Source organism: Nocardia carnea (assembly GCF_029868325.1).
Lineage (GTDB): Bacteria > Actinomycetota > Actinomycetes > Mycobacteriales > Mycobacteriaceae > Nocardia > Nocardia carnea_C.
Window position 1 is genome coordinate 1 of sequence record NZ_JARWNW010000232.1, and the last position, 24,102, is coordinate 24,102.

The following is a 24,102-nucleotide window of genomic DNA, read 5'->3' on the forward strand; positions in this document are numbered from 1 at the left end:
TCCCCCGCCCCCAAACGGTTGGCCCCCGCCCCCCCTTCCCCCCCCCCACCCACGGCGCCCCCCCCGCCTCCACCGTGGCCGCAAAGCAGGGACCAAAGGGGCCGAAACCCGCGCGCCGAAGGCGCGCAAATAAATCCAGCACAGATTGCCGGACGGGCCGGGGTGTGGTTGACTTCCGGGGCAGAGATTGCGATCGGCGGGCGGTCGCGAGGTTTGGTGCCGGGGGGTTCGTCCTTTCGGACTCGGACAGCGAACGGCCCACTCAGGCCACCGCTGGAGTCGTGTCTCAGATGAGGCAGAACTGGTTGCGGTGCACAGGTGCCGCCGCATCCGGGAAAGGGATTGGGCGAATAGTGAAACATCGTAAGCCGAGCCGGGCGACTCGGGCGGTGGCGAGCACTTCGCTGCCGCTTGCGACCGCAGCGGCCATGGCCATCTTCGCATCGCCGGCGGGGGCCGTTCCGGGTGATCAGCCGACCACGCCGACGACTCCGGCGCCCGCGCAGCCGGGTGCCACGCCGGAGCAGGAGGGGCCGGAGACCACGCCGAGTCAGCCGGGTGTGCAGAACGAGGGCGGGCAGAGCCGGGACGGGAACGACGAGGAGTCGGGTAATACTCCTACGCCGAGTCAGCCCGGTGTGACGACGCCGAAGCCGGGTGAGGAAGGCGAGCAGGCTCTTACGGGTCCGACTCAGCCGGGTGTCACCACGCCGCGTGTGGCGCCGCTGCCCGTTCCGGGTCAGGACGATCCGGTGCAGCCGGCGATCGCGCCGGATAAGCCCGAGGGTGAGCAGCCTCCGGTGCCGGGGCAGCCGGCCGATCCCGAGGCCGAGACCGAGGGGGACGCGCAGGCCGCCGACCCGGGCACCGAAACCTTGGTCCAGCCGCAGGCGCCCGAGTGGGAGGCTCCGCGCCTGCAGTCGGCGCCGGTGGCGCCGGTGGTGGAGATGCAGGGCGCGCATATGGAGGTCGGTGCCGCCATCGACGGTGGTGCGCTGGCGCCCGGGCATTTCGCCAATACGCATCACTTCACGAACGAGTCGGGGTATGTCGGTACGGCCGGTTTCCGTACCCCCACGGGTACCGGCGAGGCCGGTATCTCGGTGGAGTTCGTCGATGAGAACACCATCAATGTCTCCACCTTCACGGGTGGGAACGGGCTGCCGGACAACCGGCTCGATCACACGATCGATACCACCCCGGTGAATACCGCCAAGGCGGCTGTCGAGCACTGGATCGCCATGCAGCCGGGCGGCGCGGAGGCGTTGAAGGCCGCGGCCGAGATTCCGCCGCCCCCGCCGCTGCTGCCGCCGGGGAACTACCCGGAGCAGTCGATCAACGTCGCTGGTGTCAACACCCAGTGGGGTGGTTCGCTCCAGTACTGATACGAGTGAAATCTTGCCGGGTGGGGCGGTCGGGTACGGCCGCCCCCCCCGCGTGTCTCGAAAGGGATGGGCTGTGACCGGCGAGGGCGAAGGTAAGAGGCGCGAATCCGACCCGGCGGATTTCGGTCCGCCCACGGGTGATTTCGGGCCGCCGGTATCGGAATTCGGCCCCCCGGTATCGGAGTTCGGGCCGCCGGTTTCGGAGTTCGGTCCACCTACCGGTGATCTACCGGTGCAGGGCTGGCAACCGGCGGGTGCGGAGAACCCGGAGCTGGCCTGGCGGCCGGCCGACGGCGCTGCGGGCACGGCACCGGAGCCGCCGACGGTTCCTGCGCCGCCGCCGCAGTATCGTGCGCCGGACAGTTCCACGCCGGCGTATCCGGCGTCCGGTGATTCCGTGCCGGTGACCCGTCCGCGGCCGGGGGGTGCCGATGACACGACGGTGCGTCATCCGCTGCCTGCCGATCCGGCGTCGCCACGCCGGCCGGGTACCGATCCGGCGCCGGAGTCGGAGCAGGCGACAGTGCGGCACAGTGCCGCAGATCTGCGCTGGCCCGGTTCCGAGCCGGGCGATCGAGGCGACGAGCCGGTGCGGCCGCGTTCGGGGGGCGGCCTGTCCTGGGACAGCGACCCGATCGCACAGAAACTCACGCCGCAGTCGGTGTCGAGCGCACTGACCGAGAAACCGCGTCGCGATCTGCCTATCGGCACGATTGTCACGGTGGCGGCGGTGATCGTGGCGTTCATCGCGGTCGGTGTGGCGATTGTCGTGGTCCGGGGTGACGGCGGTGAAGGGGGTACCGGGCCCACCGCGGAGGCGATCGAAGGGCTGAGTTGCCCGGCGACGCAGGACGGCGCGGTCACGGTGGGTAGCGGTGCGGGCGATACGACGAGCGGGCCGGATGCCGTGCTCGGATTCCAGCACGCCTTCTATGTCCAGCGCAGTGGTGCCGCTGCGCGGGAGTTCGTGGCGCCGGATTCGCCGGCCATTTCCTCCGCCGAGACCATCCAGCGCGGCATCGATGAGCAGATCCCGGCCGGTACACAGCATTGTGTGCGGATCACCGAGCGGACCGCCAATACCTTCGATGTGGATCTCACCGAGCGCCGGCCGAACGGGGTGACGACGGTGTACAAGCAGACGGTCACCACGGTGGAGCGCGATGGGCAGACCCTGCTGTGGGTTATCGAGGATCGCCGTTGATCCCATGATTTGAGATCACAGTTTCATATTCTGGTTTACATGGGATGATTGGGTATCGACCAGGTGATACCCGGAGGCCCCCATGCCCGATGAACCCGATGAAGAAGCTGCGCCGCTGGCCGGAAAACTGGCCGGGCTGACCAGTTCCGCCATCCGCGACCTGCTGAAACTCACCGCCGCGGCGGATGTCATCAGCCTCGCCGGTGGTCTGCCCGATGCCGCGCTCATGCCCGGTCCGCGGATCGCAGCGGCGGCGGAATCGGCGCTGCGCAGTCCCGGCGTGCTCCAGTACACCGAGTCGCCGGGCTGGGGGCCGCTGCGCGATGTCCTCGCCGGTCGGGAATCCGTGCGACTGGGCCGGCCGGTCGGGGTCGGGGAAGTGTTCGTCACCCACGGCTCCCAGCAGGCGTTATCGCTGCTCGCGGAGGTGCTGCTCGACCCCGGCGCGCTGGTCGTGGTCGAGGATCCGGCCTACGTCGGTGCGCTCCAGGTGTTCCGGGCCGCCGGCGCGCAGATCGTGGCGGTGCCGCTGGACAGCGAGGGTATGCGGGTCGACCTGCTCGAAGAACTGATCGCCGCCGGGCAGCGGCCCGCGGTCGTGCATACGGTGAGCAACTTCCACAATCCGGGAGGTGTCACCATGAGCCCTCGCCGGCGCCGCGCGCTGGCCGCGGCGGCCGAGAAGCACCGGTTCTGGGTGATCGAGGACGATCCGTACGGCGAACTGTGGTTCGACCGGCCCGCACCGGAACCGGTCGCGACGTATTCGCCGGCGGTGATCCGGCTGTCCTCGGCCTCCAAGATCCTGGCCCCGACCCTGCGGGTGGGATGGATGGTCGCCCCGGAACGGGTCTGCCGCGCGGTCGAACTGCTGAAACAGGGCGCCGACCTGTGCGGTTCCGCGCTGACCCAGCAGATCGCCACCGAGCTACTGGCCGATACCGCGTGGCTCGGCGGCCATATCGATACGGTGCGAGGGGTCTACGCCGCCCGCGCCACCGCGCTGGTGGACGCCGTGGCCGAGCAGTTCGGTGATCGCCTGCGCTGCAGTTCCGCCTCCGGCGGGATGTTCGTGTGGGCGGAGTTCACCGACGGTACCGACACCACCGAACTGTTGCCCCGTGCGCTCGACGCGGGTGTCGCCTTCGTGCCCGGGCAGGCGTTCGCGGTCGCCACCCCGTACTCGCATGCCATGCGCATGTGTTTCACCACCGCCGCGCCCGAAGTACTGGGAGAGGCCGTGGCCCGGCTGGCGCGGGCAGTGGAGCCCGTCCCCGCGGCGGCCGGTCAGTCCGCCCAGTTGTAGGTGCGTTCCACGGCCTTGTTCCAGTCGCGCAACCGGGACTCGCGTTCGGCAGCCGGCATGGCCGGGTTCCATGTGGTTTCGGCGGTCCAGTTGGCGCGGATATCGTCGGTACCCGACCAGTAATCGACCGCCAGCCCCGCGGCGTAGGCGGCACCCAGGGCGGTGGTCTCGTTGACCAGCGGGCGAACCACCGGAAGGTCGAGGATATCGGCTTGGAACTGCATGAGCAGATCGTTGGCGACCATCCCGCCGTCGACCTTGAGCGCGACCGATTCCAGGTTCAAGTCGTTGGCTTCGGCGTCCGCCCGCATCGCGTCCATCACCTCACGGGTCTGGAACGCAGTCGATTCGAGGATCGCCCGCGCCAGATGCGCCTTGGTGACGAACCGGGTGAGGCCGGCGATGACACCGCGGGCATCGGGCCGCCAGCGCGGAGCGAACAGCCCGGAGAAAGCGGGCACGATATAGGCACCGCCGTTATCGTCCACGGTGCGGGCCAGATCCTCGATCTCCGGCGCTGCGTCGATGATGCCGAGGTTGTCGCGGAACCACTGCACGAGGGCGCCGGTGACGGCGATCGACCCCTCCAGCGCATACACCGGCGGCTGCTCGCCGAGCCGGTAGCAGACGGTGGTGAGCAGGCCGTGTTCGCTGAACACCGGTGTGGTGCCGGTGTTCAGCAGCATGAAGTTCCCGGTGCCGTAGGTGTTCTTGGCTTCGCCGGGGGACAGGCACGCCTGCCCGAACGTCGCGGCCTGCTGGTCGCCGAGGATGCCGGCGACCGGTATCCCCGCCAGCGGTCCCGAGGTGATCTCCGCGTAGACCTCCGAGGAACTGCGGATCTCCGGCAGCATCGACGTCGGCACGCCGATCTCCGCGCAGATCTCGCTGTCCCACTGCAGGCTCCGGAGATCCATCAGCAGCGTTCGTGACGCATTGGTGACATCGGTGATGTGCCGGCCGGTCAGATTCCACAGGACCCAGCTGTCCACGGTGCCGAAGCACAGCTCCCCGGCCTCGGCCCGCTGTTCGGCGCCGGGAACGGTATCCAGGATCCAGCGCGCCTTCGGTCCGGAGAAATAGGTCGACAGCGGTAGTCCGGTGCGGTCGGCGTAGCGGCCGGCGCCCTGCTCACCGGCCAGTTCGGTGCACAGCCGGTCGGTGCGGGTGTCCTGCCACACGATGGCGTTGTGGATCGGCCGGCCCGTCTCGCGTTCCCACACCACCGTGGTCTCGCGCTGATTGGTGACACCGACCGCCGCGATATCGGCTGCCCGCACCCCGGCCTCGTCCAAAGCCGCACCGAGCACGAATTCGGTGTTACGCCACAGAGTTTCCGGATCGTGCTCCACCCATCCCGGCTTCGGGAAGAGCTGCTCGTGTTCCCGCTGCGCCAGACCCGCGATCCGGCCTGAACGGTCGAAGAGAATGCATCTGCTCGAGGTCGTGCCCTGGTCGATGGCGGCCACATAGCGCATGGCAGGAGGCTAGCGTAACCGGGCATGTCGGTGACGGGTGTCTCGCTGCGCCCGATCCGCGCGGATCTGCGCATAGGCTGTAGGGCGAACTCACGGAACCACAGCCGACCTCGTCGAACGCTCCAGGAGTCGAAACCCATGACCATTCAGCCGGGATCACAGTTTCTAGGACCGGACCAGCGGCGCACGGCCTGGGACCGGCTCGGCAAGGACCATTTCGATGTGATCGTGGTGGGCGGCGGGGTCGTCGGGGCCGGTATAGCGCTGGACGCCGCGACGCGTGGACTGCGGGTGGCGCTGGTGGAGGCGCGGGATCTGGCATCGGGCACCTCCAGCCGTTCGTCGAAAATGTTCCACGGCGGCCTGCGATATCTGGAACAGCTGGAATTCGGGCTGGTTCGGGAGGCGCTGAAAGAACGCGAACTGTCCATGGCGCGGCTCGCGCCACATCTGGTGAAACCGCTGCGCTTCCTGTATCCGCTTACACGCCGGGGCTGGGAACGCCCGTACGTGGCTGCGGGACTGTTTCTCTACGACACCATGGGTGGCGCGAAATCGGTTCCCGGGCAGAGTCATCTGTCCCGGCACGGCGCCCTGCGGCTGGCGCCGGGGCTGCGCCGGAATTCACTGATCGGCGGGATCAGCTACTACGACACGGTGGTCGACGATGCTCGGCACACCATGACGGTGGCCCGGACCGCGGCCCACTACGGGGCGGTGATCCGCACCTCGACCCAGGTAGTCGGGTTCCTGCGCGAAGCGGACCGGGTGGTCGGGGTCCGGGTACGCGACAGCGAGGACGGGCGCAGCGCCGAGGTCCGCGGCCATGTGGTGATCAATGCGGCCGGAGTGTGGACCGACGAGGTGCAGGCACTGTCGCAGCAGCGCGGCCGGTTCCATGTACGGGCATCGAAGGGCGTGCATATCGTGGTCCCGCGGGACCGGATCGTCAGCGATGCCGCGATCATCCTGCGCACCGCGACCTCGGTACTGTTCGTCATTCCGTGGGGTGCGCACTGGATCGTCGGCACGACCGATACCGATTGGAATCTGGACCTGGCCCATCCGGCCGCCACCAAAGCCGATATCGACTACCTGCTCGAACGGGTGAACCAGGTGCTGGTCACCCCGCTCACCCATGACGATATCGACGGCGTATACGCCGGCCTGCGGCCGCTGCTGGCCGGGGAGAACGACGACACGTCGAAGCTGTCGCGCGAGCATGCGGTCGCCCGGATCGCACCGGGCCTGGTCGCGATTGCCGGCGGGAAATACACCACGTACCGGGTGATGGCCTACGACGCGGTGGACGAGGCCGCGCAGGACATTCCGGCCCGGGTATCGCCCTCGATCACCGAGAAAGTTCCGTTGCTCGGCGCCGACGGGTATTTCGCGCTGGTCAACCAGACGGTGCAACTGGCCGACGAGTACGGCCTGCATCCCTACCGGGTGAAGCATCTGCTGGACCGCTACGGCTCACTGATCGACGAGGTCATGGCGTTCGCGGCGGACCGCCCGGAACTACGGCAGCCGATCGCGGCCGCGCCCTCGTACCTGAAGGTGGAAGCCGTGTACGCGGCCGCCGCGGAAGGCGCACTGCATCTCGACGATGTGCTCGCCCGCCGCACCCGCATCTCCATCGAATACCCGCACCGCGGCGCCGACTGCGCCGAGGAAGTGGCGGGTCTGATGGCCGGGGTGCTCGGCTGGGACGAGGCCGAAACGAGCCGGGAGGTCCGGACCTACCTGGCCCGGGTAGACGCCGAGGTGCGCTCACAGACCCAGCCCGACGACGCCTCCGCAGACGCGCTGCGCGTCGCCGCGCCGGAGCCCCGGCCGGAGATCCTGGAACCGGTGCCGATCGAACGCTGAACGCGGATCGTGCCCCGCCGCAGCTCCACGGCAGCGCGCGACCTGCAATCGGGTGTATGTAATGGCCACGGGGGCGGGTCGTCTCCGCTCATCGATACCAGGTGCCCGGCTTCCGAGCCGGTGACGGCGCGTCGGGGACCTGGTCTGGCGTGCCATGGGCAGGCGCCGTGATGCACAGGCCGTTCGGCAGCAGGCGATCGCCTCCTCAACGGTTGCCGCCGGTTTCGGTGGTCCGCTGGGCCGTAGGCGGCGGCTACCGCGGATAGCGTGGGCGTCGGCGGCTGCTCGCGGCACTACGGGGCCGGGCCGGCACCCTTACGGCCGGCGCCTGGTGTACGGAGATCTCCCGTCATCGGGCGCTGCGCAACGTCGGCGACTGCGTCGAGTGGTCGCTCGGGGGTCGGCTGTGGGTGGTCGGTGAATCGGCTGGCGGGCGGTCAGTGTGCCGCAGGCGGGATGTCTGCGGGAGCCGTGGTGATGGCGGGGCCGAGTGGTGTGGGCGTGGTGCTCGAAGGGGCCGGGGCGGGGTGGAGCAGGAAATAGCAGAACACCGCGGTCGCCACGATAGCCAATATCGCCGACAACATTTTGCCGGCGAAGGCGGCCAGGTGGAGAGTTCGGGTGTACATGGGACCTGCTTCCGGTGCGGTACCCGTGTGTCGTCGCGACGATGCCGATCATTACCACGCCCATGGCGACCGTCACAGAAGTGGCAACGGCCGATATGCGACAGACTACGTGCTCATTCCGGTATGACCTGGCATTTCGGACAGTAGTAGATTCCGCGTTCCCGGCGGCTCACCCGATCACCGGGCGGCGCCGACTCGCCCAGCAGTTCCACCCGGACAGCGGTACCGCAGCGCTGGCAGGGGCGGCGTGCCCGCCCGTAGACCAGCGGCCGCCACGGCGGCTGATGAGCGGCCCGATACAGGACCCGGCGCGCTTCGTTGACGAGGGCGAGCAGGTCGCCGGCCTCGGCGACCGGCCGGGCCGGATGCACCTTGCGCAGGTAGCAGACTTCGCTGCGGTAGATATTGCCGATTCCGGCGAGGTTGCGCTGATCCAGTAGCGCCAGCCCGATCGGGGTGTCCGGCTGCCGCGCCAGCCGGTCGACGGCAACGGCCGGATCCCAGTCGGGGCCCAGCAGGTCGGGGCCGAGATGGTCGATCGCGGTGTGCTCGTCGGCGCGCCGCAGCACCTCCACCAGCCCCAGATCGAATCCCACCGCCTCCACCTCGTCGGTGCCGAGCACGAGCCTGGCGGTGACCCGGGGTTTGGTCCAGCGCTGGCCGCAGTGGAACACCCGCCAGCTGCCCTCCATTTTCAGATGCGTGTGGATGCTGACCGTCTCGGTGCGAACGAACAGGTGTTTCCCGTAACTGGCGACGCTGTCCACGACCTGCCCGCGCAGATCGACCGTCGCGTAGCGGGGGACCCGGAAATCGCTGCGGGTGAGCGTTTCGCCTACCAGTGCTGCCCGCAACCGACCGGCGGCCAGGAACACCACATCACCTTCCGGCATGGTCCTCCTCCACTTCGCGGGTGGCTCCACCGGCGCGGCTCGGGGGAAATTCCCTGTCCTTGTGGGAATGGACGACCGGCACCGGCCGGTATTCCCGAGCATCGGCGGGGAGAGAGCGGAACACCCGCGCGCCGTGCGAACGGCTGTTCGGTACCGGCCGATGTGTGCCCGCAGCACCATGAAGCGGATGGACCACCGTGTCGTCACCGGACGGCGTCATCCCGTGATTGTTCCGGCAGGGAGCCCGGCGGCGCGCCGCGTCACCTTCTACCCAGGGGGCGGGTACCGGCGCCTGCACGAGAGCAGGGGCCGGACGGCCCGAGCCGGTCACCGTCGTCCGCGCAGACGCAGGCCGCGCGGGGTATCGCTGAAACCGGCTTCGGTCAGGAAACCGGCGAAGGTGTTGCCGTGCACCGATTCGCCGTCGACCCGGTCGATGACCAGCGAATCCACTCGGCCCGAACGCACCAGATCGGCCAGCGCGGTGGCGGCGGCGTGCCGGGCGGCCGGGTCCTCGGTGCAGGTGAGCAGGGTCCGGCCACCGCGCTCGAGGTACAGCACGAGTTCGCCGTCGACGAGCACGACCAGCGCCCCCGCTTTGCGGCCCGGACGGTGGCCGGCCCCACCGGCGGTCTTGGGCCAGGCGAGGGCGGCACCGTACGGGTTGGCCGGATCACAGGCCGCCAGCACCAGCGCCGGGGCGGCCGGGCGCCGGTCGCCCTCGAAGGAGCGCAATCGGTCCACCACATCGGTGGTGGAGAACTGCGCGCCGCCGAGCGAGTCCACGAAGTAGCCGCGCCGGCAGCGGCCGCGGTCCTCGAATTCGCTGAGAACCCGGTAGGCGAGTGCGAACCCGCCGGGCATCCCCTCGTTCTGCACCGCGCCCTTGGTCACCACGCCGTAGCGTTCCAGCAGCAGGTCCGCGGTCGCGTGGGCGCGAACCGTGTTGTCCAGAGCGCGCTCGGGCAGCAACGACCACCGGCCGGCCACGGTCGGTGGGCCCGAACGGGTCGGCATGGCCGGACGGGGCAGATAGGCGCGCCCGCGGGGCGCACGCCGGGGAGTGCGGTGCGCGGCCGGTGCCCGGGTCGTCCCGGAGAGGCGCGCGCGCACGGGCGCGAAGGTATCGCCGGAAACCAGCCCGGCCCACACCAGGTCCCATAGCGCCGCCGCGACCCGAGGGTCGTCGAGAACGCCCGTCGCATCGGCGAGCTGACGGAAGAAATAGGCGCCCCCACCACCGCGCAGAGCCACGAGGGGGGAAACCCGGCCCGGCCCGGGCCGCCCGCCGACTGCCTCCCCGCCCGCGGCAGAACCCGCCGTCCGCGACGATATTTCGAGCCGCTCGTCGGCTTCACCCTGCGCCGTGGCGGAGCCTTTTGTCGGTGACGGTGTTTCGAGTCGGCTGTCGGCTTCAGCCCGCCTCGTGGCGGAGCCTTTTGCCGGCGACGACGGTCCGATCCGCCCGTCGGCTCTGGCCTTGCCCGTGAGGGAGCCTGTCGGTGACGGTGTTTCGAGTCGGCTGTCGGTTGTATCGGGTCCGGCGGCAGGACCTTCCGCCGGCGATCCCAGCTCCTGCCCGGCTGCCGTCCCGCGTCCCGCGGCCGTACCGGTGGGCGGTGCCGACCACGCGGCGGGCTCGGCGCCCAGTGCAGTCAGCAGGGTGAGGTGGAGGTCGTCGAGTTCCAGCTCATCCGGGGGCGGCAGGGTCAGCGGAGCCTGGTCGGCCGGGTGCAGGGCGATCCATCCGTCCTTGGCGTTGATCATCCCGTGCCCGGACCACCGGACCTCACCGGTGGCCATCAGCTCGTCGAGCATCCCCGGTGTGTAGTCGCGGACGCGGGCGGGCAGTATCAGCGACTCCCACGCCGAAGCCGGCACCGGTACCCCGGCGAGCTGGTCGACCACTACCGCCACGCCGTCGATACCGCGCAACTCCCCGCTGCCGATGTGCTGCCAGTCGGGGAGGAAGCGTGCCAGGGCGGCGGTGGAAACCGGTTCGATCTCGTGCCGGGCGGCGGCCAGGCTGCGGCGGCGCAACCGGCGCAAGACCTGGGTGTCACACCATTCCGACCCCGCCGTCTCGGGTGTGAACTCGCCTTCGACGACCCGCTTCTCGGCCACGAGTTGATGCAGTGCCGAGGTGACCACCGCTGTACCCAGGCCGAAGCGCCGCGCGACCGCTTCCGCACCGAACGGGCCGTGGGTGCGCGCGAAGCGGGCCACCAGATCGCCCAGCGGATCGGGCACCGGCTCGATGAAGGCCGCCGGGGTGCCGATCGGCAGCGGAACGCCCAGTGCGTCGCGGAGCCGGGCGGCGTCCTCGATCGCGGCCCACCAGACCCGGCCCGCGTAGGTCACCTCCAGGGCCCGCCGGGCACCGGCGAGTCCGGCGAACCAGTCCGCCGGGTCTTCCCGGCAGCGCTGCCGGGCCTCGTCTGCCGTGAGCGGCCCGAGCAGGCGCAGCAGATCCGCGAGGCCCTCCGCATCGCGCGCCTTGCGTTCCGGGGTGAGCCGCTGCAGTTCCTGTTCGGTCTGCGCGATGATGTCGCCGTCGAGCAGTTCGCGTAGTTCCACCCGGCCCAGTAGTTCGGCCAGCAGGCTCGAGTCCAGGGACAGCGCCGCCGCGCGGCGTTCGGCGAGTGGGCTGTCGGCCTCGTACATGAACTGGCCGATGTAGTCGAACAGCAGTGCGTTGGCGAAGGGGGACGGGGTGGCCGTCTCCACTTCGACCAGCCGGATCTGCCGCCGCGCCACCCGGCCCAGCAGATCCCGCAGCGCGGGCAGATCGTAGACATCGCGCAGGCATTCACGCACTGTTTCGAGCAGGATCGGGAAGTCCGGGAATTTCCGTGCGACATCGAGTAATTGGGCCGACCGCTGCCGCTGCTGCCACAGCGGCGCGCGCTTACCGGGATCCCGGCGGGGAAGTAGCAGTGCGCGGGCGGAGCATTCACGGAACCGGGAGGCGAACAGGGCCGAACCGCCCACCTGCTCGGTCACGATCTCGTCGATCTCGTCCGGTTCGAAGACGAACAGCTCCGCGCCCGGGGGTTCGTCGGTGGTGTCGGGTAGCCGTACGACGATACCGTCGTCGGAGGCATTGGGGGAGGCGTCCACCCCGAACCGTTCGCGCAGCCGGGCGCCGACGGCCAGCGCCCACGCCGCGTGCACCGGCATACCGTAGGGGGAGTGCAGGATCAGCCGCCAGTCGCCGAGTTCGTCGCGGAATCGTTCCACCACCAGGGTGCGATCGGTGGGCAGCCGGCCGGTGGCGGTGCGCTGATCGTCCAGCAGCGCACGCAGATTGCCGACGGCGTTCTCGTCGAGCCCGGCGGCGGCCGTGCGCGCGGTGAAATCCCCCGACGCGGTATCCGAACCGGCCTTGCGGACGAATTCGCCCAGCGCGGCACCCAGTTCGGCCGGGCGGCCCAGCGAATCACCGTGCCAGAACGGCAACCGGCCGGGATGACCGAAGGCTGGGGTCACCAGGACGCGGTCGTAGGTGATGTCCTCGATCCGCCAGCTGGTGGCGCCGAGCGCGAACACATCGCCGACACGCGATTCGTAGACCATCTCCTCGTCGAGTTCGCCTACCCGGGAGGCTTTCTCGCCCACCATGTACACCGCGAACATCCCACGGTCGGGGATGGCGCCGCCGGAGGTCACCGCCAGCCGCTGGGCGCCGGGGCGGCCGGTGAGGGTGCCGGCGTCGCGATCCCAGACCAGCCTCGGGCGTAGTTCGGCGAACTCGTCGGACGGGTAGCGCCCGGCCAGCAGGTCCAGTACGGCTTCGTAGGACGACCGCGGCAGTGCCGCATAGCTTCCGGTGCCGCGGACGGTATCGAACCAGGTGTCGACGTCCAGTGGTTCCAGGGCGCAGGCCGCCACCGTCTGCTGCGCGAGGATATCCAGCGGATGCGCGGGAATCTTCAGTTCCTCGATCTGCCCGGCCAGCATCCGTTGCGCCGCCACCGCGCAGTGCATCACATCGGTGCGGTGTTTCGGGAACAGCACCCCGCGCGAGATCTCGCCCACCTGATGCCCGGCGCGGCCGATCCGCTGTAACCCGCTGGCCACCGAGGGCGGCGCCTCGACCTGGACTACCAGGTCCACGGCCCCCATATCGATACCGAGTTCGAGGCTGCTGGTGGCCACCACGCAGCGCAACCGGCCACTCTTCAGATCGTCCTCGATGAGAGCTCGTTGCTCCTTGCTCACCGAGCCGTGGTGCGCGCGAGCGAGGAGCGGTTCGGCGCCGTGGGTGACCTCGGTGGAAGGGCCGAGCTGAGCGGGCGGGGCATGGTCGGTTTCCGGCCCCTCTCCGAGCTGCCCCGCGTAGGTTTCGTTCAGCCGGGCAGTGAGCCGTTCGGCCAGGCGCCGGGAGTTCGCGAAGACGATCGACGACCGGTGGGCGAGAACGAGCTCGACGATCGACTCGTCCACATGCGGCCACAGCGAACCGGGCTGCTCGGAATCACCCGGTTCGGTCATATCCTCGACCGGCACCCGTACCGACAGATCGAAGGTTTTCGGCGCGGGCGGCGACACGATGGTGATGGGGGCCGGCCCCACCAGGAATTTGCCCACTTCCGCGGGCGGGCGCACCGTCGCTGACAACCCGATCCGCTGGGCGGGCCGTTCGGTGAGCGTATCCAGCCGGGCCAGCGAGAGCGCCAGATGCGACCCGCGTTTGGACCCGGCGATCGCGTGCACCTCGTCCACGATCACCGTCCGGACCCCGCGCAGCGTCTCCCGGGCCGCGGAGGTGAGCATCAGGAACAGCGATTCCGGGGTCGTGATCAGGATGTTCGGGGGCGTGCGCTGTAACCGCCGCCGTTCCTGCGCCGGGGTATCCCCGGACCGGACGCCCACGCTGATCTCCGGCGCCGGCAGCCCGAGCCGCCGCGCCGTCTGGCGTACCCCCACCAGCGGCGACCGCAGATTACGTTCCACATCCACCGCCAGCGCCTTCAACGGGGAGATGTAGAGCACGGACGTGCCGGCCACCGGCGGGTCGGCCCGAGCCAGCTTGTCGATGGCCCACAGGAACGCCGAGAGGGTTTTACCGGACCCGGTGGGCGCGATCACCAAGGTGTGCTCACCGGCCGAGATGGCCCGCCACGCACCCAGCTGAGCGTCCGTGGGCGCGGGGAACGCACCGTCGAACCACTGCTGGGTGGCGGCGGAGAACTCGGTCATGGATTCCAGTCTGCACCCGTCCACCGACAGTTGCCGGTGGACGCCCCGGCCTTCAGGGCAGGCTGCCGTCGACCAGTTCGGGATCCTCGTCGGTGATCTCGGGCGTCCCGAAATCGCGGATCAACTCGGCGAGGCGAACCAGATCGGCGGTGCTCACCCCGCCCACCGGCCGGAATTCCCGGTCGAGCCGGCGGCGGAGGAACGCTGTTCTGGATATCCCGAGCGCATGAGCTTGCCGGTCTATCTCGTCGACTATTGCGCCGGGCACGGCACGAATCAGAATATCTGTCATTCCTCGATCACCTCCTGCTCGCGGGGGCACGACGGGCCGGGAGCCGACTCTGGATCCGAGCCGGCGACCGGTGACAGTTCGGTGTTTCTGTGCTGCGACGGTGCCTGGTGTTCGCAAACTCGAGTTGATCTCCCACGATGTACCGCGGCGCTGAAGGCGGCACGTTTCCCGGCCGGCGAGCCGCTCACCCCGGCGGGACGGGCGGCGCTGGTGGACCGGGTGTTCGAACCACCGGCGGGCGCACGGGTGCTGGTGGGCCCGGAGCGGCGAACCAGAGAAGCTGCCCGACTGCTCGGCCTGGATGCCGCGCCACCATCCAGACTACGCGATCTTGACGCCGGATCCCGGCATCGCGACTGAATCGTTCTGGCGTAGCGATATGCCGGCAGCGTCAGCCCAGCGCGACCGATGTACCGAGCGAGAACGGGAAATCGCGGAAGGTCATACTCGCCGGCACCGATCCGGCCGGCACCTCGTACACCAGATGTGTACCCAGCGATTCCCCCGGCTGCAGTGTGCGCGGGGCCGCGGCAGTGGCGGCGCGCTGCGCGGTGGCCGTCACGTCCGGGCCGAACTTGCCGCCGGCCGTATCGTGCAGTTCCTGGCCCAGAGGGGTGTAGGTCTTCGGCTCGGGCGCGATATTGCGGACGGTGAAACTCACCACCACGAACATGCCCTGGGCGCGGTCGAAACCGATGGTGGGCACATCGGATTCCACATTCCGTACAAGGAACTCGAAGCTGCCGTCGCGGACCTCGGTTCCCGCGGACGCGGTGGGCCGGTCGTCGCCGGAGAAGAATTCGATCGATCCCACACCCTTCACCAGCGCCGCCATACATCCGCCGATCAGGAGCAGCGGTATCACCACGAGCACGACCAACCACAGCAGCAGCCTGCGCAAGCGGCTCTTGCGCCGCCGGGGCCGGGGAGCCGGACGAGCTCGGGGCGTACGCCGTGCGGGCGGCGCCGAGGGGCGGGACGCCGGGCGGGCCGGCGCGACCGGCCGGGCTCCCGCATGCGCCATTTCGCCACCGGGCGGTGCGCCGCCGGGGGCGTGGGCGGTTTCCAGCCGGGTGTATGCCCGGGTCGGTGGATGACCGGGCCCGGCCGCTCCGTGCGCGGCACCGGCCGCGGCGAGGCCGGTGTAGGGACGGGTTCCCGGGGGCGGCGTGGCCGCCTCGTATCGGCGCGTGCCCGCTGGTTCCGCACCGGGTTCGTAACGTCGGGTGCTCGGATTCGGGCCGGGTGTGCCCGCGGGCACCGGGGCCTCGTACCGGCGAGTGGCCGGCCGGGCCGGTGCTTCGTATCGACGGGTGCCCGCTGGACCCGCGTCGAGCTCGTAGCGGTGGATTCCGGGGTGTTCGGCAGGCGCGCGTGCGGCAGGCGGGCTCGGGAGGCCCAGCGTCGCGGCGGCGGCCCGCGCGAACTCACCGGCCGACGCGAAACGGTCCCCGGGTTCCTTGGCCAGCGCGCGGGCGATCACCGCGTCCAGCCGCTCGGGGATACCCGGCACCAGTGCCCGCACACTGGGTGGGGCGGTGGTGAGATGGTCGTGCATCTGCCGGGCCGGATCGGTATCGCCGAACGGCCGGATACCGGCGAGGCATTCGAACAGCACACAGCCCAGCGAATAGATATCCGCCCGCGCGTCGGTGTCACCGGTGAACCGTTCCGGCGCCATATACGCCCAGGTGCCCACCGCCAGACCCGATGCGGTCAGCGCCGTACTGCCGGCTCCGTGTGCGATACCGAAATCGATCAGGTAAACCAAGCCGTCGCGCCGGATGACGATATTGGACGGTTTCACATCCCGGTGCACCAAACCGGCCCGGTGCGCGGCGTCCAGCGCCGCCGCTGTCTGCGTGACGATATCGACGGCCCGCTCCGGCGGCAGCGGACCACGGTGCAGGATCCGCGACAGATCCTCACCCTCGACGTACTCCATCTCGATGAACAGCCGGCCGTCCAGCTCACCGTGTGCGTGGATCGATACGAGATGCCGGTCGTGCAGGCGGGCGGCGAGCTCGGCCTCCCGCTCGAACCGGCTCCGGTAGGTCGGGTCCGCCGCGAGCTCGGCGGGCAGCAATTTCAACGCGACCGTCCGCCCCTGCCGTCCGCCCACGGGATCGGCGTGCGCCAGCCACACCTGGCCCATACCGCCCTGCCCGAGCAGCCGCTCGAGCCGGTAGGGGCCCAGTCGCTGCCCAGCCATGCCCATCCTTCCTGTCACCGTCGCGCCGCGGGTCCCGGCGGGCGCGGTGGTCCGGGGCCGTGCGGCGCCCGGACTGTACTCCGACCCTAATGGTGACCCGCCGGCCCGCACAGCGTGACCGGCAGCACCGAGAGCGCCGATGCCGCTGTGCTCTGTGCCAGGGTGGGCGGATGGAGCCGATCGAGATCAATGCGGGAGCGTGGTATCTGCGTGCGCTGCGGGCCGACGAACGAATAGATGATCGGCCCGCGCTACAGGAGGGCGGGATAACGGATCCGGAATATGTGTCGAGGCGGAATGCCCAATGGGCGGACGAGTCGAATTTCTCCTGGGCCGTATGCGATCCGGTCACGGCGGAATTGGTCGCGGAGATCGTGGTTGCGCCGGAATCGGGTGGTAGCGCGCGCATATCCGGCTGGTCCAGGCCCGGCCACGGTGCTGCTCTGGAGGCCGGGCTGGATGCGGTGCATCGGTTCGTGGAGGGCGCACTCGGGTTACGGCCCGAGCCCGGCGACCGGGCGATCTGATCGCCGAAACCTCTTACCGCACCGGCCGGCCACAGCCGGTCGATCACTCAGTCAGGTCTCGCAGCACCCGGTCCACAGCGGCGACCGCCGCTTCCAACTCCGCGGGCTCCACGGTCAGGGGTGGCCGGAAACGGATACCGCGTGATCCGGTCCCGGCCATCAGGACGTGTTCCTGTTCGCGCAACGCGGTGAGTACCGCGTCGCGGAAACCGGGCTCGGGCAGGGATATCGCGCATATCAAGCCCCGCCCGCGCGGGTCGGTGACCGCCGGATGCCGCTGCGCGAGTTCACGCAGTAGTGCCTGGAGGTGTTCGCCGAGTACCGCCGCGCGTTCGATCAGCCCGTCGCGTTCGACGACCTCGAGTATCCGCCGGGACCGCACCATATCGGCCAGGTTGCCGCCCCAGGTGGAGTTGAGCCGGGAGCCGACGGTGAAGACGTTCTCGCTGACCTCGTCCACCCGGCCGCCTGCCATGATGCCGCACACCTGGGTTTTCTTCCCGAACGCGACCACATCGGGCTGTAGCCCCAATTGCTGGTAGGCCCAGGGGGTTCCGGTCGCGCCCGCCCCGGTTTGTACCTCGTCGAGGAGGAACAGCGCATCGTTGGCGTGGCACAACCGCTGCATCGCCTGCAGGAATTGCGGCCGCATATGCCGGTCGCCGCCTTCGCCCTGGATGGGTTCGGCCAGGAAACAGGCGATTCCGTTCGGGCGCTCCCCGAAGGCACGTGCGGCCTGTTCCAGCGCATGCTGTTCGGCGCGGTCGATATCGCCGGACCCACCGAGCCACGGGGTTTCGATCCGTGGCCAGTCGAAAACCGGGAAACGGTCGGTCTTCACCGGGTCGGTATTGGTGAGCGACAGCGTGTACCCGCTGCGGCCGTGGAACGCGCCGGTCAGGTGCAGAACGCCGGACTCACGGCCGGGCAGTGCGGTGCGGCCGTGTAGCTCGTTGTGCCGGCTTTTCCAGTCGAACGCGGTCTTGAGCGCGTTCTCGACCGCCAGTGCTCCACCGTCGATGAAGAACAGATGCGGTAGCCGGGGGTCGCCGAGTACCCGGGCGAAGGTGTCCACGAACCGGGCCATCTCGACGGTGTAGATATCGGAGTTGCTCGGTTTGTTCACCGCGGCCGTGATCAGTTCGTTCCGGAAGGCGGCGTCCCCGGCGAGCGCCGGATGGTTCATGCCGAGCGCGCTGGAGGCGAAGAACCCGAACATATCGAGGTAGTCGGTGCCGTCGCGGGCGTCCACCAGGTGGCGGCCGTAGGAAGCGGGGAGGTCCAGTACCAGATCGAATCCGTCGGCGAGCATATGCGCCGACAGCGTCTCGTGGACGCGGGTCGCGGGGATGCGGTCGGTGTCACCGCCGGAGCCGGATCGTTCCAGTTCGATGGTCACAGTCCCGACGGTACGGGAGCCCGAATCGAGATGCTGGGAAATTTTCCTGACAGATCCATAACAAGAAGGATTTGTTACGTTATCAATTACTTCTCGTAGAATGTCTGCAGGATGATGGTGCTTCGGGTACGGACATTGGCCGTCGCCCGGATCTGCTGCAGCAACTGCTCCAGATGCCTGGGGGAGGCCACCCGGACCAGCAGGATGTAACTCTCCTCGCCCGCCACCGAATGACAGGCCTCGATACCCGGCACCTGCTGCAGCAGCGCGGGCGCGTCATCGGGCTGCGACGGATCGAGAGGAGTGATCGCGACGAATGCCGACAGCAACTGTCCCAGCGCCTCGGGATCCACATCGGCCGTATAGCCCCGGATCACACCGCGCGCCTCGAGCCTGCGTACTCGCGACTGCACGGCGGATACCGAAAGGCTCGCCTTCTCGGCCAGATTGGACAGTGTCGCCCGGCCGTCGGCCATCAGTTCCCGGATCAGCAGGCGATCGATCTCATCCAGGGTCGGTTTTGCCGGTGTTTCCGCCATCAGCGAAGGCTAACGTAGCGGGCACACCGCCGGAACTGGAGTTGTGAACGTTCATTCTCCGGCCGTGCCATTCGCACAGCGTATTTCGTCCGGCCGAACCCGAGGAGGTCGCGATGACCGAGATCGACAGCGAGACCCGAACCGTCCGGCTTGCCCACCGGGTACCCGCCCTGCTGAATGCGCTGGGCATCGAACCGCCACCCACCGGTGAGATGGCGGTACACAGCCCGATCACCGGCGAGGTGCTCGCCGAGCTGCGGCCCGCAAGCCCCGCCGAGATCGACACCGCGATCGAGGAGGCCGCCGCGGCCTTCCGCGACTGGCGCACCGTTCCGGCGCCGCAACGCGCGGCGGTGGTCCGGGAACTGGCCGTCCTGTTGCGGCGCCACCAGGACGAACTCGCCGAACTGGTCACCCTCGAGGTGGGGAAGATCCCGGCCGAGGCGCGGGGCGAGGTCCAGGAGATGATCGATATCTGCGAGTTCGCGGTGGGGTTGTCCCGGCAGCTCTACGGCTACACGATGGCCTCGGAACGGCCCGGCCACCGGCTCATGGAGACCTGGCATCCGCTGGGCGTGGCCGGGGTGATCTCGGCATTCAACTTCCCTGTCGCGGTCTGGTCGTGGAATACCGCGGTTGCCCTGGTCTGTGGCGACACCGTGGTGTGGAAACCGTCGGACCGGACGCCGCTGACGGCATGGGCCTGTCATGCCCTGTTACGCCGGGCTGCCCGTGCCACGGGGGCCGACCCGCGAATCCATCAGCTCGTCCTCGGCACCGGTGCGGCCGGGGCGCAACTGGTCGACGACGACCGGGTAGCGCTGGTCAGTGCCACGGGTTCGGTCGCGATGGGCCGCCAGGTGGGCCCGCGGGTGGCGGCCCGCTTCGGCCGCTGCCTGCTGGAGCTGGGCGGCAACAACGCGGCCGTCGTCACCCCTTCTGCGGATCTCGACCTGGCGTTGCGCGGCATCGTTTTCGCGGCGGTCGGCACCGCGGGCCAGCGCTGTACGACCTTGCGCCGGCTGATTGTGCACACCGATATCGCGGACGAACTCCTGAACCGCCTGGCCGGCGCCTATCGGCAACTGCGTATCGGAAACCCGCTGGACGCCGGTGTCCAGGTAGGCCCGCTCAGCGGGCCCGAAGCCTGGGAGCGGATGCGCAACGCAATAGAGCTGGCCCGCCGCGACGGCGGCGAACTGGTCTGCGGTGGGCACGAGGTCACGGTCGACGGCGTCGGCCCCGCGGCCCGCTACGCCCATCCCGCGATCGTCCGGATGCCGGATCAGACCGAGATCGTGCGCGAGGAAACCTTCGCCCCGATCCTGTACGTGCTCACCTACGACGATTTCGACACCGCCCTGGCACTGCACAACGGCGTGCCGCAGGGACTGTCGTCGGCGATATTCACCACCGATCAGCGGGAGGCCGAACGCTTCCTGGCCGCGGACGGATCCGACTGCGGTATCGCCAACGTCAACATCGGCACCTCGGGCGCGGAGATCGGCGGTGCCTTCGGCGGCGAGAAGCATACCGGCGGCGGCCGCGAATCAGGCTCGGATGCGTGGAAGGCGTATATGCGCCGGGCCACCAACACGATCAACTACTCCAGTGACCTACCGCTCGCCCAGGGCATCCGCTTCGACTGATCGCGTAGGTCGCGGACAGCGGCCCGTGGGTCCGATCACGTCTGCCGGGCGGGCTGGGCGTTTCCGACCGCCGGTGGCCCGGGCACGATCGCCGGGGTCGCACCGGTTTCCGGCGGGCGTAGACCGGGCATCCGGACGAGCGAGGGAATGGGGCCTGCGGGCCGGTCGCTGACAGCTCATGACGGCGAGGTCTGGCTGCGCGGCGCCGCCGGCGGGGAATCGCACGGTCGGCACGGCGGGCGGAGCGTACGAACACCGCGCCGGGCATGATCGGTACACCGAGGTGCGCCGGGCCGGGCCGTGGTTTCGAGATACTCGGCGGCGACCGAGGCTCAGCCGGGTTCGGCGGCGACGAGGCTCAGCCCGGCGAAGAATTCTGTGACCGCACGGTGGCCGATCGCCATACCGCGGGCCAGCATCCCCGGGTCGGTTTCCATGCTGCTGATATCCGGTGCCCCCGCGGGCGGGTGGATCTGCTGCGCCGCCGCTCCCATCTCGGAAATGGCCCCATCCTCCACCGCCTGCTGACCGGGGCGTTCCTTCCACGCCCGGTAGGCGCCGGGGGCGTTCAGCCGCATATAGGTACCGCCCACCAGGTTGTGCAGCCGTGGTGCGGGCGGGCGGCGTTCGTCGGCGCGGCGGGTCCGCAGAATGAGCGCGTGGGACGCCCCGTTCTTCAGGGCAGTGCGCACCGGCACCGTCTCCGCCAGCCCGCCGTCGAAGTATCGGCGCCCGCCCAGTGCGACCGGGGGACCGGCCAGCAGCGGCAGTCCCGAGGAGGCGCGCAGCGCCGTCTTCAAGGTTGTCTTGTCCACGATGTACGGGTGCAGATCCACCGGTAGACCGGTCCGGATATCGGTGGCGATGGGGTGGAAGGTGGTCTCGTTCGCCAGGATCGCGGGGAAATCCATCGGGTGCAGGCCGTCGTAGACCTTGTGCACGAGATAGTTCAGATCGAAGGCGGGCCGGCCGCGCAGCATCCGCGCCGGATCGATCGCCCGGCGCATGATCGCAGCGTCGGTCCAGGCCTTCACTCCGCGCCCCGCTCGTCCGCACAGCAGCCAGGCCGCGTTGATGGCGCCCGCGGAGGTGCCGTAGACGGCATCGAATATCTGGGCGAGCCCGAGATCCTCCAGGGCGTGCACCATTCCGCTGGAGTACACGCCGCGGCTGCCGCCGCCCTCGATCACGAGCACCAGTCGATGGCCGTCGGATCGGCTCGAGGATGCGAAACGGCCGTGGATCACCTCCGCGACCGTCGGTAATACTGCGCTCACCAGGTCACCATACGCCGGAGCGGGTGCGTGATCTCGACCACGCACCCGCTCCGCGACACTGTGCATTCAGTGTTGGCCCGGCTGTCGGCATACGGTCGCTCACCCGTTCTCGGTGAACCGCGGGGCACGCGACCGCGTCCGGCCCTACTTGATCTCGGCGAGCACCGTGCCCTGGGTGATCGCGGCGCCGGCCGCCACATTCAGGCCGGTGACCACACCCGCCTTGTGTGCGTTGACCGGGTTCTCCATCTTCATGGCCTCGAGTACCGCGATCAGATCCCCGGCCTCGACGGACTGGCCTTCCTCGACGGCGACCTTCACGACGGTGCCCTGCATCGGCGCGGTGACCGCATCACCCGAGGCAGCACCGCCGCCCGCGCCGCCACGCTTACGCGGCTTCGGCTTCTTGCGCACCGCACCGCCGGCCGCGGGGGCGCCCGAACCGACCGAGAACTGACCCGGCAGCGAGACCTCGACACGACGGCCGCCGACCTCGACCACGACCTTCTGACGCGGTTCGCCGTCCTCCTCGACCGGGGCGCCGCCGGTGAACGGCTCGACCGTGTTCTTCCATTCGGTCTCGATCCACTTGGTGTAGACGTCGAACGATTCGCCGTTACCGACGAAGGCGGGATCCTCCACGATCGCCCGGTGGAACGGGATCACCGTGGCCAGGCCCTCCACATGGAATTCGGCCAGTGCACGCCGCGCCCGCTCCAGCGCCTGGGTCCGGTTCTCGCCGGTGACGATGAGCTTGGCCAGCATGGAATCGAACTGTCCGCCGATCACGCTGCCGGCCACCACACCGGAGTCCACACGCACGCCCGGGCCGGTCGGCTCGGAGTACGCGGTGACAGGGCCGGGGGCGGGCAGGAAGCCGCGGCCGGCATCCTCGCCGTTGATCCGGAATTCGAAGGAGTGCCCGCGCGGGGCCGGATCCTCGGTGAGTTCCAGCTTCTCGCCGTTGGCGATCCGGAACTGCTGGCGGACCAGGTCCAGGCCGGAGGTCTCCTCGGTGACCGGGTGCTCCACCTGAAGGCGAGTGTTGACCTCGAGGAACGACACGGTATCGCCCTGCACCAGGTATTCCACGGTGCCGGCACCGTAGTAACCGGCCTCCTTGCAGATCCGCTTGGCGGAGGCGTGGATCTCGGCGCGTACCTCGTCGGTCAGGAACGGGGCCGGGGCCTCTTCGACCAGCTTCTGGAAGCGGCGCTGCAGCGAGCAGTCACGGGTGCCTGCGACGATTACGTTGCCGTGCTTATCGGCGATGACCTGTGCCTCGACGTGGCGGGCTTTGTCCAGGTACTGCTCGACGAAGCATTCACCACGACCGAACGCGGCAACCGCTTCACGGGTGGCCGACTCGAACAGTTCGGGGATTTCCTCGATGGTGTGCGCGACCTTCATACCGCGACCGCCACCACCGAACGCCGCCTTGATCGCAACCGGAACGCCGTACTTCTTCGCGAACTCCACGACCTCGGTCGCATCCTTGACCGGATCCTTGGTGCCGGCCGCCATCGGCGCGTTCGCGCGCTCGGCGATATGCCGGGCGGTGACCTTGTCGCCGAGGTCGCGGATGGACTGGGGGGAAGGCCCGATCCAGATCAGCCCGGCGTCGAGGACGGCCTGGGCGAAGTCGGCATTCTCGGAGAGGAAGCCGTAACCGGGGTGGATGGCATCTGCGCCGGACTTGGCCGCGGCATCGAGGATCTTGTCGAAGACGAGATACGACTCGGCCGAGGTCTGCCCGCCCAGGGCGAACGCTTCGTCGGCGAGCTTGACGAAAGGCGCGTCGGCATCGGGTTCTGCGTAAACCGCGACACTGCCGAGACCGGCGTCCTTGGCTGCCCGGATAACGCGGACGGCAATCTCGCCTCGGTTAGCTACGAGTACCTTCGTGATCCGCGCGCTGGCATGGCTGGGCACTGAGCCTCCTGTTGCAATCTCTGTGGTCGCTGTGCGGGATGGGCCGCGCCTCGGCTCCGCTCCCGCGGATCGGGGTCCGCCGGTCCGTAAAAGGGTCGGATCGCTTCGTGGGCTCCGCTTCCGTGGGTTCGGATCCGCTACGCGGGCTCCGCGCCCGGTCGACATGTATGTCTCCGGGCGAGTGTAGGCAGTCTGCCAACAATGCGGGAACTCGGATAGCCCTACTGAGTAGTAGGGGGGTAGATCACAGTATCTTTGGCGCGCCGTAGGGGCGCGGGGTTTTTGCCCCCTTTGTGGCCGGGGGTT

Annotated in this window: 15 protein-coding genes and 2 pseudogenes; 6 read left to right on the forward strand and 11 right to left on the reverse strand. The window is 69.3% G+C overall.

Going from position 1 to position 24,102, the window contains the following annotated elements:
* The first annotated feature begins 389 nt into the window (after positions 1 to 389).
* From QH196_RS19215 to QH196_RS19225, 3 genes are all read left to right on the forward strand, one after another.
* Positions 390 to 1,385 (forward strand): hypothetical protein, encoded by a 996-nt coding sequence (locus QH196_RS19215; RefSeq protein WP_280417185.1) that lies wholly within the window; start codon positions 390 to 392, stop codon positions 1,383 to 1,385.
* A gap of 73 nt (positions 1,386 to 1,458) precedes the next feature.
* Entirely contained in the window at positions 1,459 to 2,589 is a 1,131-nt protein-coding gene (locus tag QH196_RS19220) for a hypothetical protein (RefSeq protein WP_280417186.1), read from the forward strand.
* 82 nt (positions 2,590 to 2,671) lie between these two features.
* Positions 2,672 to 3,895 carry a PLP-dependent aminotransferase family protein gene (locus QH196_RS19225; protein ID WP_280417187.1) on the forward strand — a complete coding sequence of 408 codons (1,224 nt, stop codon included), beginning with the start codon at positions 2,672 to 2,674 and terminating at the stop codon, positions 3,893 to 3,895.
* Here the strand turns inward: QH196_RS19225 and glpK are convergent.
* Positions 3,877 to 5,373, reverse strand: coding sequence for a glycerol kinase GlpK (gene glpK / locus QH196_RS19230; RefSeq protein WP_280417188.1), 1,497 nt, complete (start codon positions 5,371 to 5,373; stop codon positions 3,877 to 3,879). The two genes, QH196_RS19225 and glpK, sit on opposite strands and share 19 nt — an antisense overlap.
* Positions 5,374 to 5,511: 138 nt before the next feature.
* Between glpK and QH196_RS19235 the strand changes: the two genes are divergently transcribed.
* Positions 5,512 to 7,245 (forward strand): glycerol-3-phosphate dehydrogenase/oxidase, encoded by a 1,734-nt coding sequence (locus QH196_RS19235; RefSeq protein WP_280417189.1) that lies wholly within the window; start codon positions 5,512 to 5,514, stop codon positions 7,243 to 7,245.
* 437 nt (positions 7,246 to 7,682) lie between these two features.
* Here the strand turns inward: QH196_RS19235 and QH196_RS19240 are convergent, their stop codons facing one another.
* The 6 genes and pseudogenes from QH196_RS19240 to QH196_RS19260 all read right to left on the reverse strand — a co-directional run bounded on the left by QH196_RS19240 (position 7,683) and on the right by QH196_RS19260 (position 16,473).
* Positions 7,683 to 7,874, reverse strand: a complete 192-nt coding sequence (locus tag QH196_RS19240) for a hypothetical protein (RefSeq protein ID WP_280417190.1) — start codon at positions 7,872 to 7,874, stop codon at positions 7,683 to 7,685.
* Between the two features lie 113 nt (positions 7,875 to 7,987).
* On the reverse strand, positions 7,988 to 8,767 hold the full coding sequence (locus QH196_RS19245) for a DNA-formamidopyrimidine glycosylase family protein (protein ID WP_280417191.1): 780 nt from the start codon (positions 8,765 to 8,767) through the stop codon (positions 7,988 to 7,990).
* A 327-nt stretch (positions 8,768 to 9,094) separates the two neighbouring features.
* Positions 9,095 to 10,006: pseudogene (locus QH196_RS32555) on the reverse strand (Lhr family helicase); the annotation flags it as partial.
* A gap of 408 nt (positions 10,007 to 10,414) precedes the next feature.
* Positions 10,415 to 13,969: pseudogene (locus QH196_RS19250) on the reverse strand (ATP-dependent helicase); the annotation flags it as partial.
* Between the two features lie 52 nt (positions 13,970 to 14,021).
* Complete coding sequence (gene vapB, locus QH196_RS19255; RefSeq protein WP_280417193.1) at positions 14,022 to 14,261, reverse strand: type II toxin-antitoxin system VapB family antitoxin; 240 nt, start codon at positions 14,259 to 14,261, stop codon at positions 14,022 to 14,024.
* Between the two features lie 391 nt (positions 14,262 to 14,652).
* A complete protein-coding gene (locus tag QH196_RS19260) occupies positions 14,653 to 16,473 on the reverse strand; it encodes a serine/threonine-protein kinase (protein WP_280417194.1) in 1,821 nt (606 codons plus the stop codon).
* A 170-nt stretch (positions 16,474 to 16,643) separates the two neighbouring features.
* On the opposite strand from QH196_RS19260, the gene QH196_RS19265 reads away from it, so the two are divergent.
* On the forward strand, positions 16,644 to 17,000 hold the full coding sequence (locus tag QH196_RS19265; protein WP_280417195.1) for a hypothetical protein: 357 nt from the start codon (positions 16,644 to 16,646) through the stop codon (positions 16,998 to 17,000).
* 43 nt (positions 17,001 to 17,043) lie between these two features.
* Here QH196_RS19265 and lat read toward each other — a convergent pair whose 3' ends face one another.
* Entirely contained in the window at positions 17,044 to 18,399 is a 1,356-nt protein-coding gene (lat, locus tag QH196_RS19270; protein WP_280417196.1) for an L-lysine 6-transaminase, read from the reverse strand.
* 86 nt (positions 18,400 to 18,485) lie between these two features.
* Positions 18,486 to 18,938 (reverse strand): Lrp/AsnC family transcriptional regulator, encoded by a 453-nt coding sequence (locus tag QH196_RS19275; protein WP_280417197.1) that lies wholly within the window; start codon positions 18,936 to 18,938, stop codon positions 18,486 to 18,488.
* A 113-nt stretch (positions 18,939 to 19,051) separates the two neighbouring features.
* Here QH196_RS19275 and amaB point away from each other — a divergent pair, with 113 nt between their 5' ends.
* Positions 19,052 to 20,587, forward strand: coding sequence for an L-piperidine-6-carboxylate dehydrogenase (amaB, locus tag QH196_RS19280; RefSeq protein ID WP_280417198.1), 1,536 nt, complete (start codon positions 19,052 to 19,054; stop codon positions 20,585 to 20,587).
* Positions 20,588 to 20,919: 332 nt separating this feature from the next.
* Here amaB and QH196_RS19285 read toward each other — a convergent pair whose 3' ends face one another.
* Both QH196_RS19285 and QH196_RS19290 read right to left on the reverse strand, forming a co-directional pair.
* Complete coding sequence (locus tag QH196_RS19285) at positions 20,920 to 21,864, reverse strand: patatin-like phospholipase family protein (RefSeq protein ID WP_280417199.1); 945 nt, start codon at positions 21,862 to 21,864, stop codon at positions 20,920 to 20,922.
* Positions 21,865 to 22,008: 144 nt separating this feature from the next.
* Positions 22,009 to 23,796 (reverse strand): acetyl/propionyl/methylcrotonyl-CoA carboxylase subunit alpha, encoded by a 1,788-nt coding sequence (locus QH196_RS19290; RefSeq protein WP_280417200.1) that lies wholly within the window; start codon positions 23,794 to 23,796, stop codon positions 22,009 to 22,011.
* Positions 23,797 to 24,102: the final 306 nt, after the last annotated feature.

What these genes read in the sequence shown, in the direction of transcription:
- QH196_RS19275 (WP_280417197.1), bottom strand. Translation starts at nt 18,938, where the DNA reads ATGGCGGAAACACCGGCAAAACCGACCCTGGATGAGATCGATCGCCTG.
- QH196_RS19235 (WP_280417189.1), top strand. Translation starts at nt 5,512, where the DNA reads ATGACCATTCAGCCGGGATCACAGTTTCTAGGACCGGACCAGCGGCGC.
- QH196_RS19245 (WP_280417191.1), bottom strand. Translation starts at nt 8,767, where the DNA reads ATGCCGGAAGGTGATGTGGTGTTCCTGGCCGCCGGTCGGTTGCGGGCA.
- QH196_RS19225 (WP_280417187.1), top strand. Translation starts at nt 2,672, where the DNA reads ATGCCCGATGAACCCGATGAAGAAGCTGCGCCGCTGGCCGGAAAACTG.
- vapB (WP_280417193.1), bottom strand. Translation starts at nt 14,261, where the DNA reads ATGACAGATATTCTGATTCGTGCCGTGCCCGGCGCAATAGTCGACGAG.
- QH196_RS19265 (WP_280417195.1), top strand. Translation starts at nt 16,644, where the DNA reads ATGGAGCCGATCGAGATCAATGCGGGAGCGTGGTATCTGCGTGCGCTG.
- QH196_RS19240 (WP_280417190.1), bottom strand. Translation starts at nt 7,874, where the DNA reads ATGTACACCCGAACTCTCCACCTGGCCGCCTTCGCCGGCAAAATGTTG.
- QH196_RS19260 (WP_280417194.1), bottom strand. Translation starts at nt 16,473, where the DNA reads ATGGCTGGGCAGCGACTGGGCCCCTACCGGCTCGAGCGGCTGCTCGGG.
- amaB (WP_280417198.1), top strand. Translation starts at nt 19,052, where the DNA reads ATGACCGAGATCGACAGCGAGACCCGAACCGTCCGGCTTGCCCACCGG.
- glpK (WP_280417188.1), bottom strand. Translation starts at nt 5,373, where the DNA reads ATGCGCTATGTGGCCGCCATCGACCAGGGCACGACCTCGAGCAGATGC.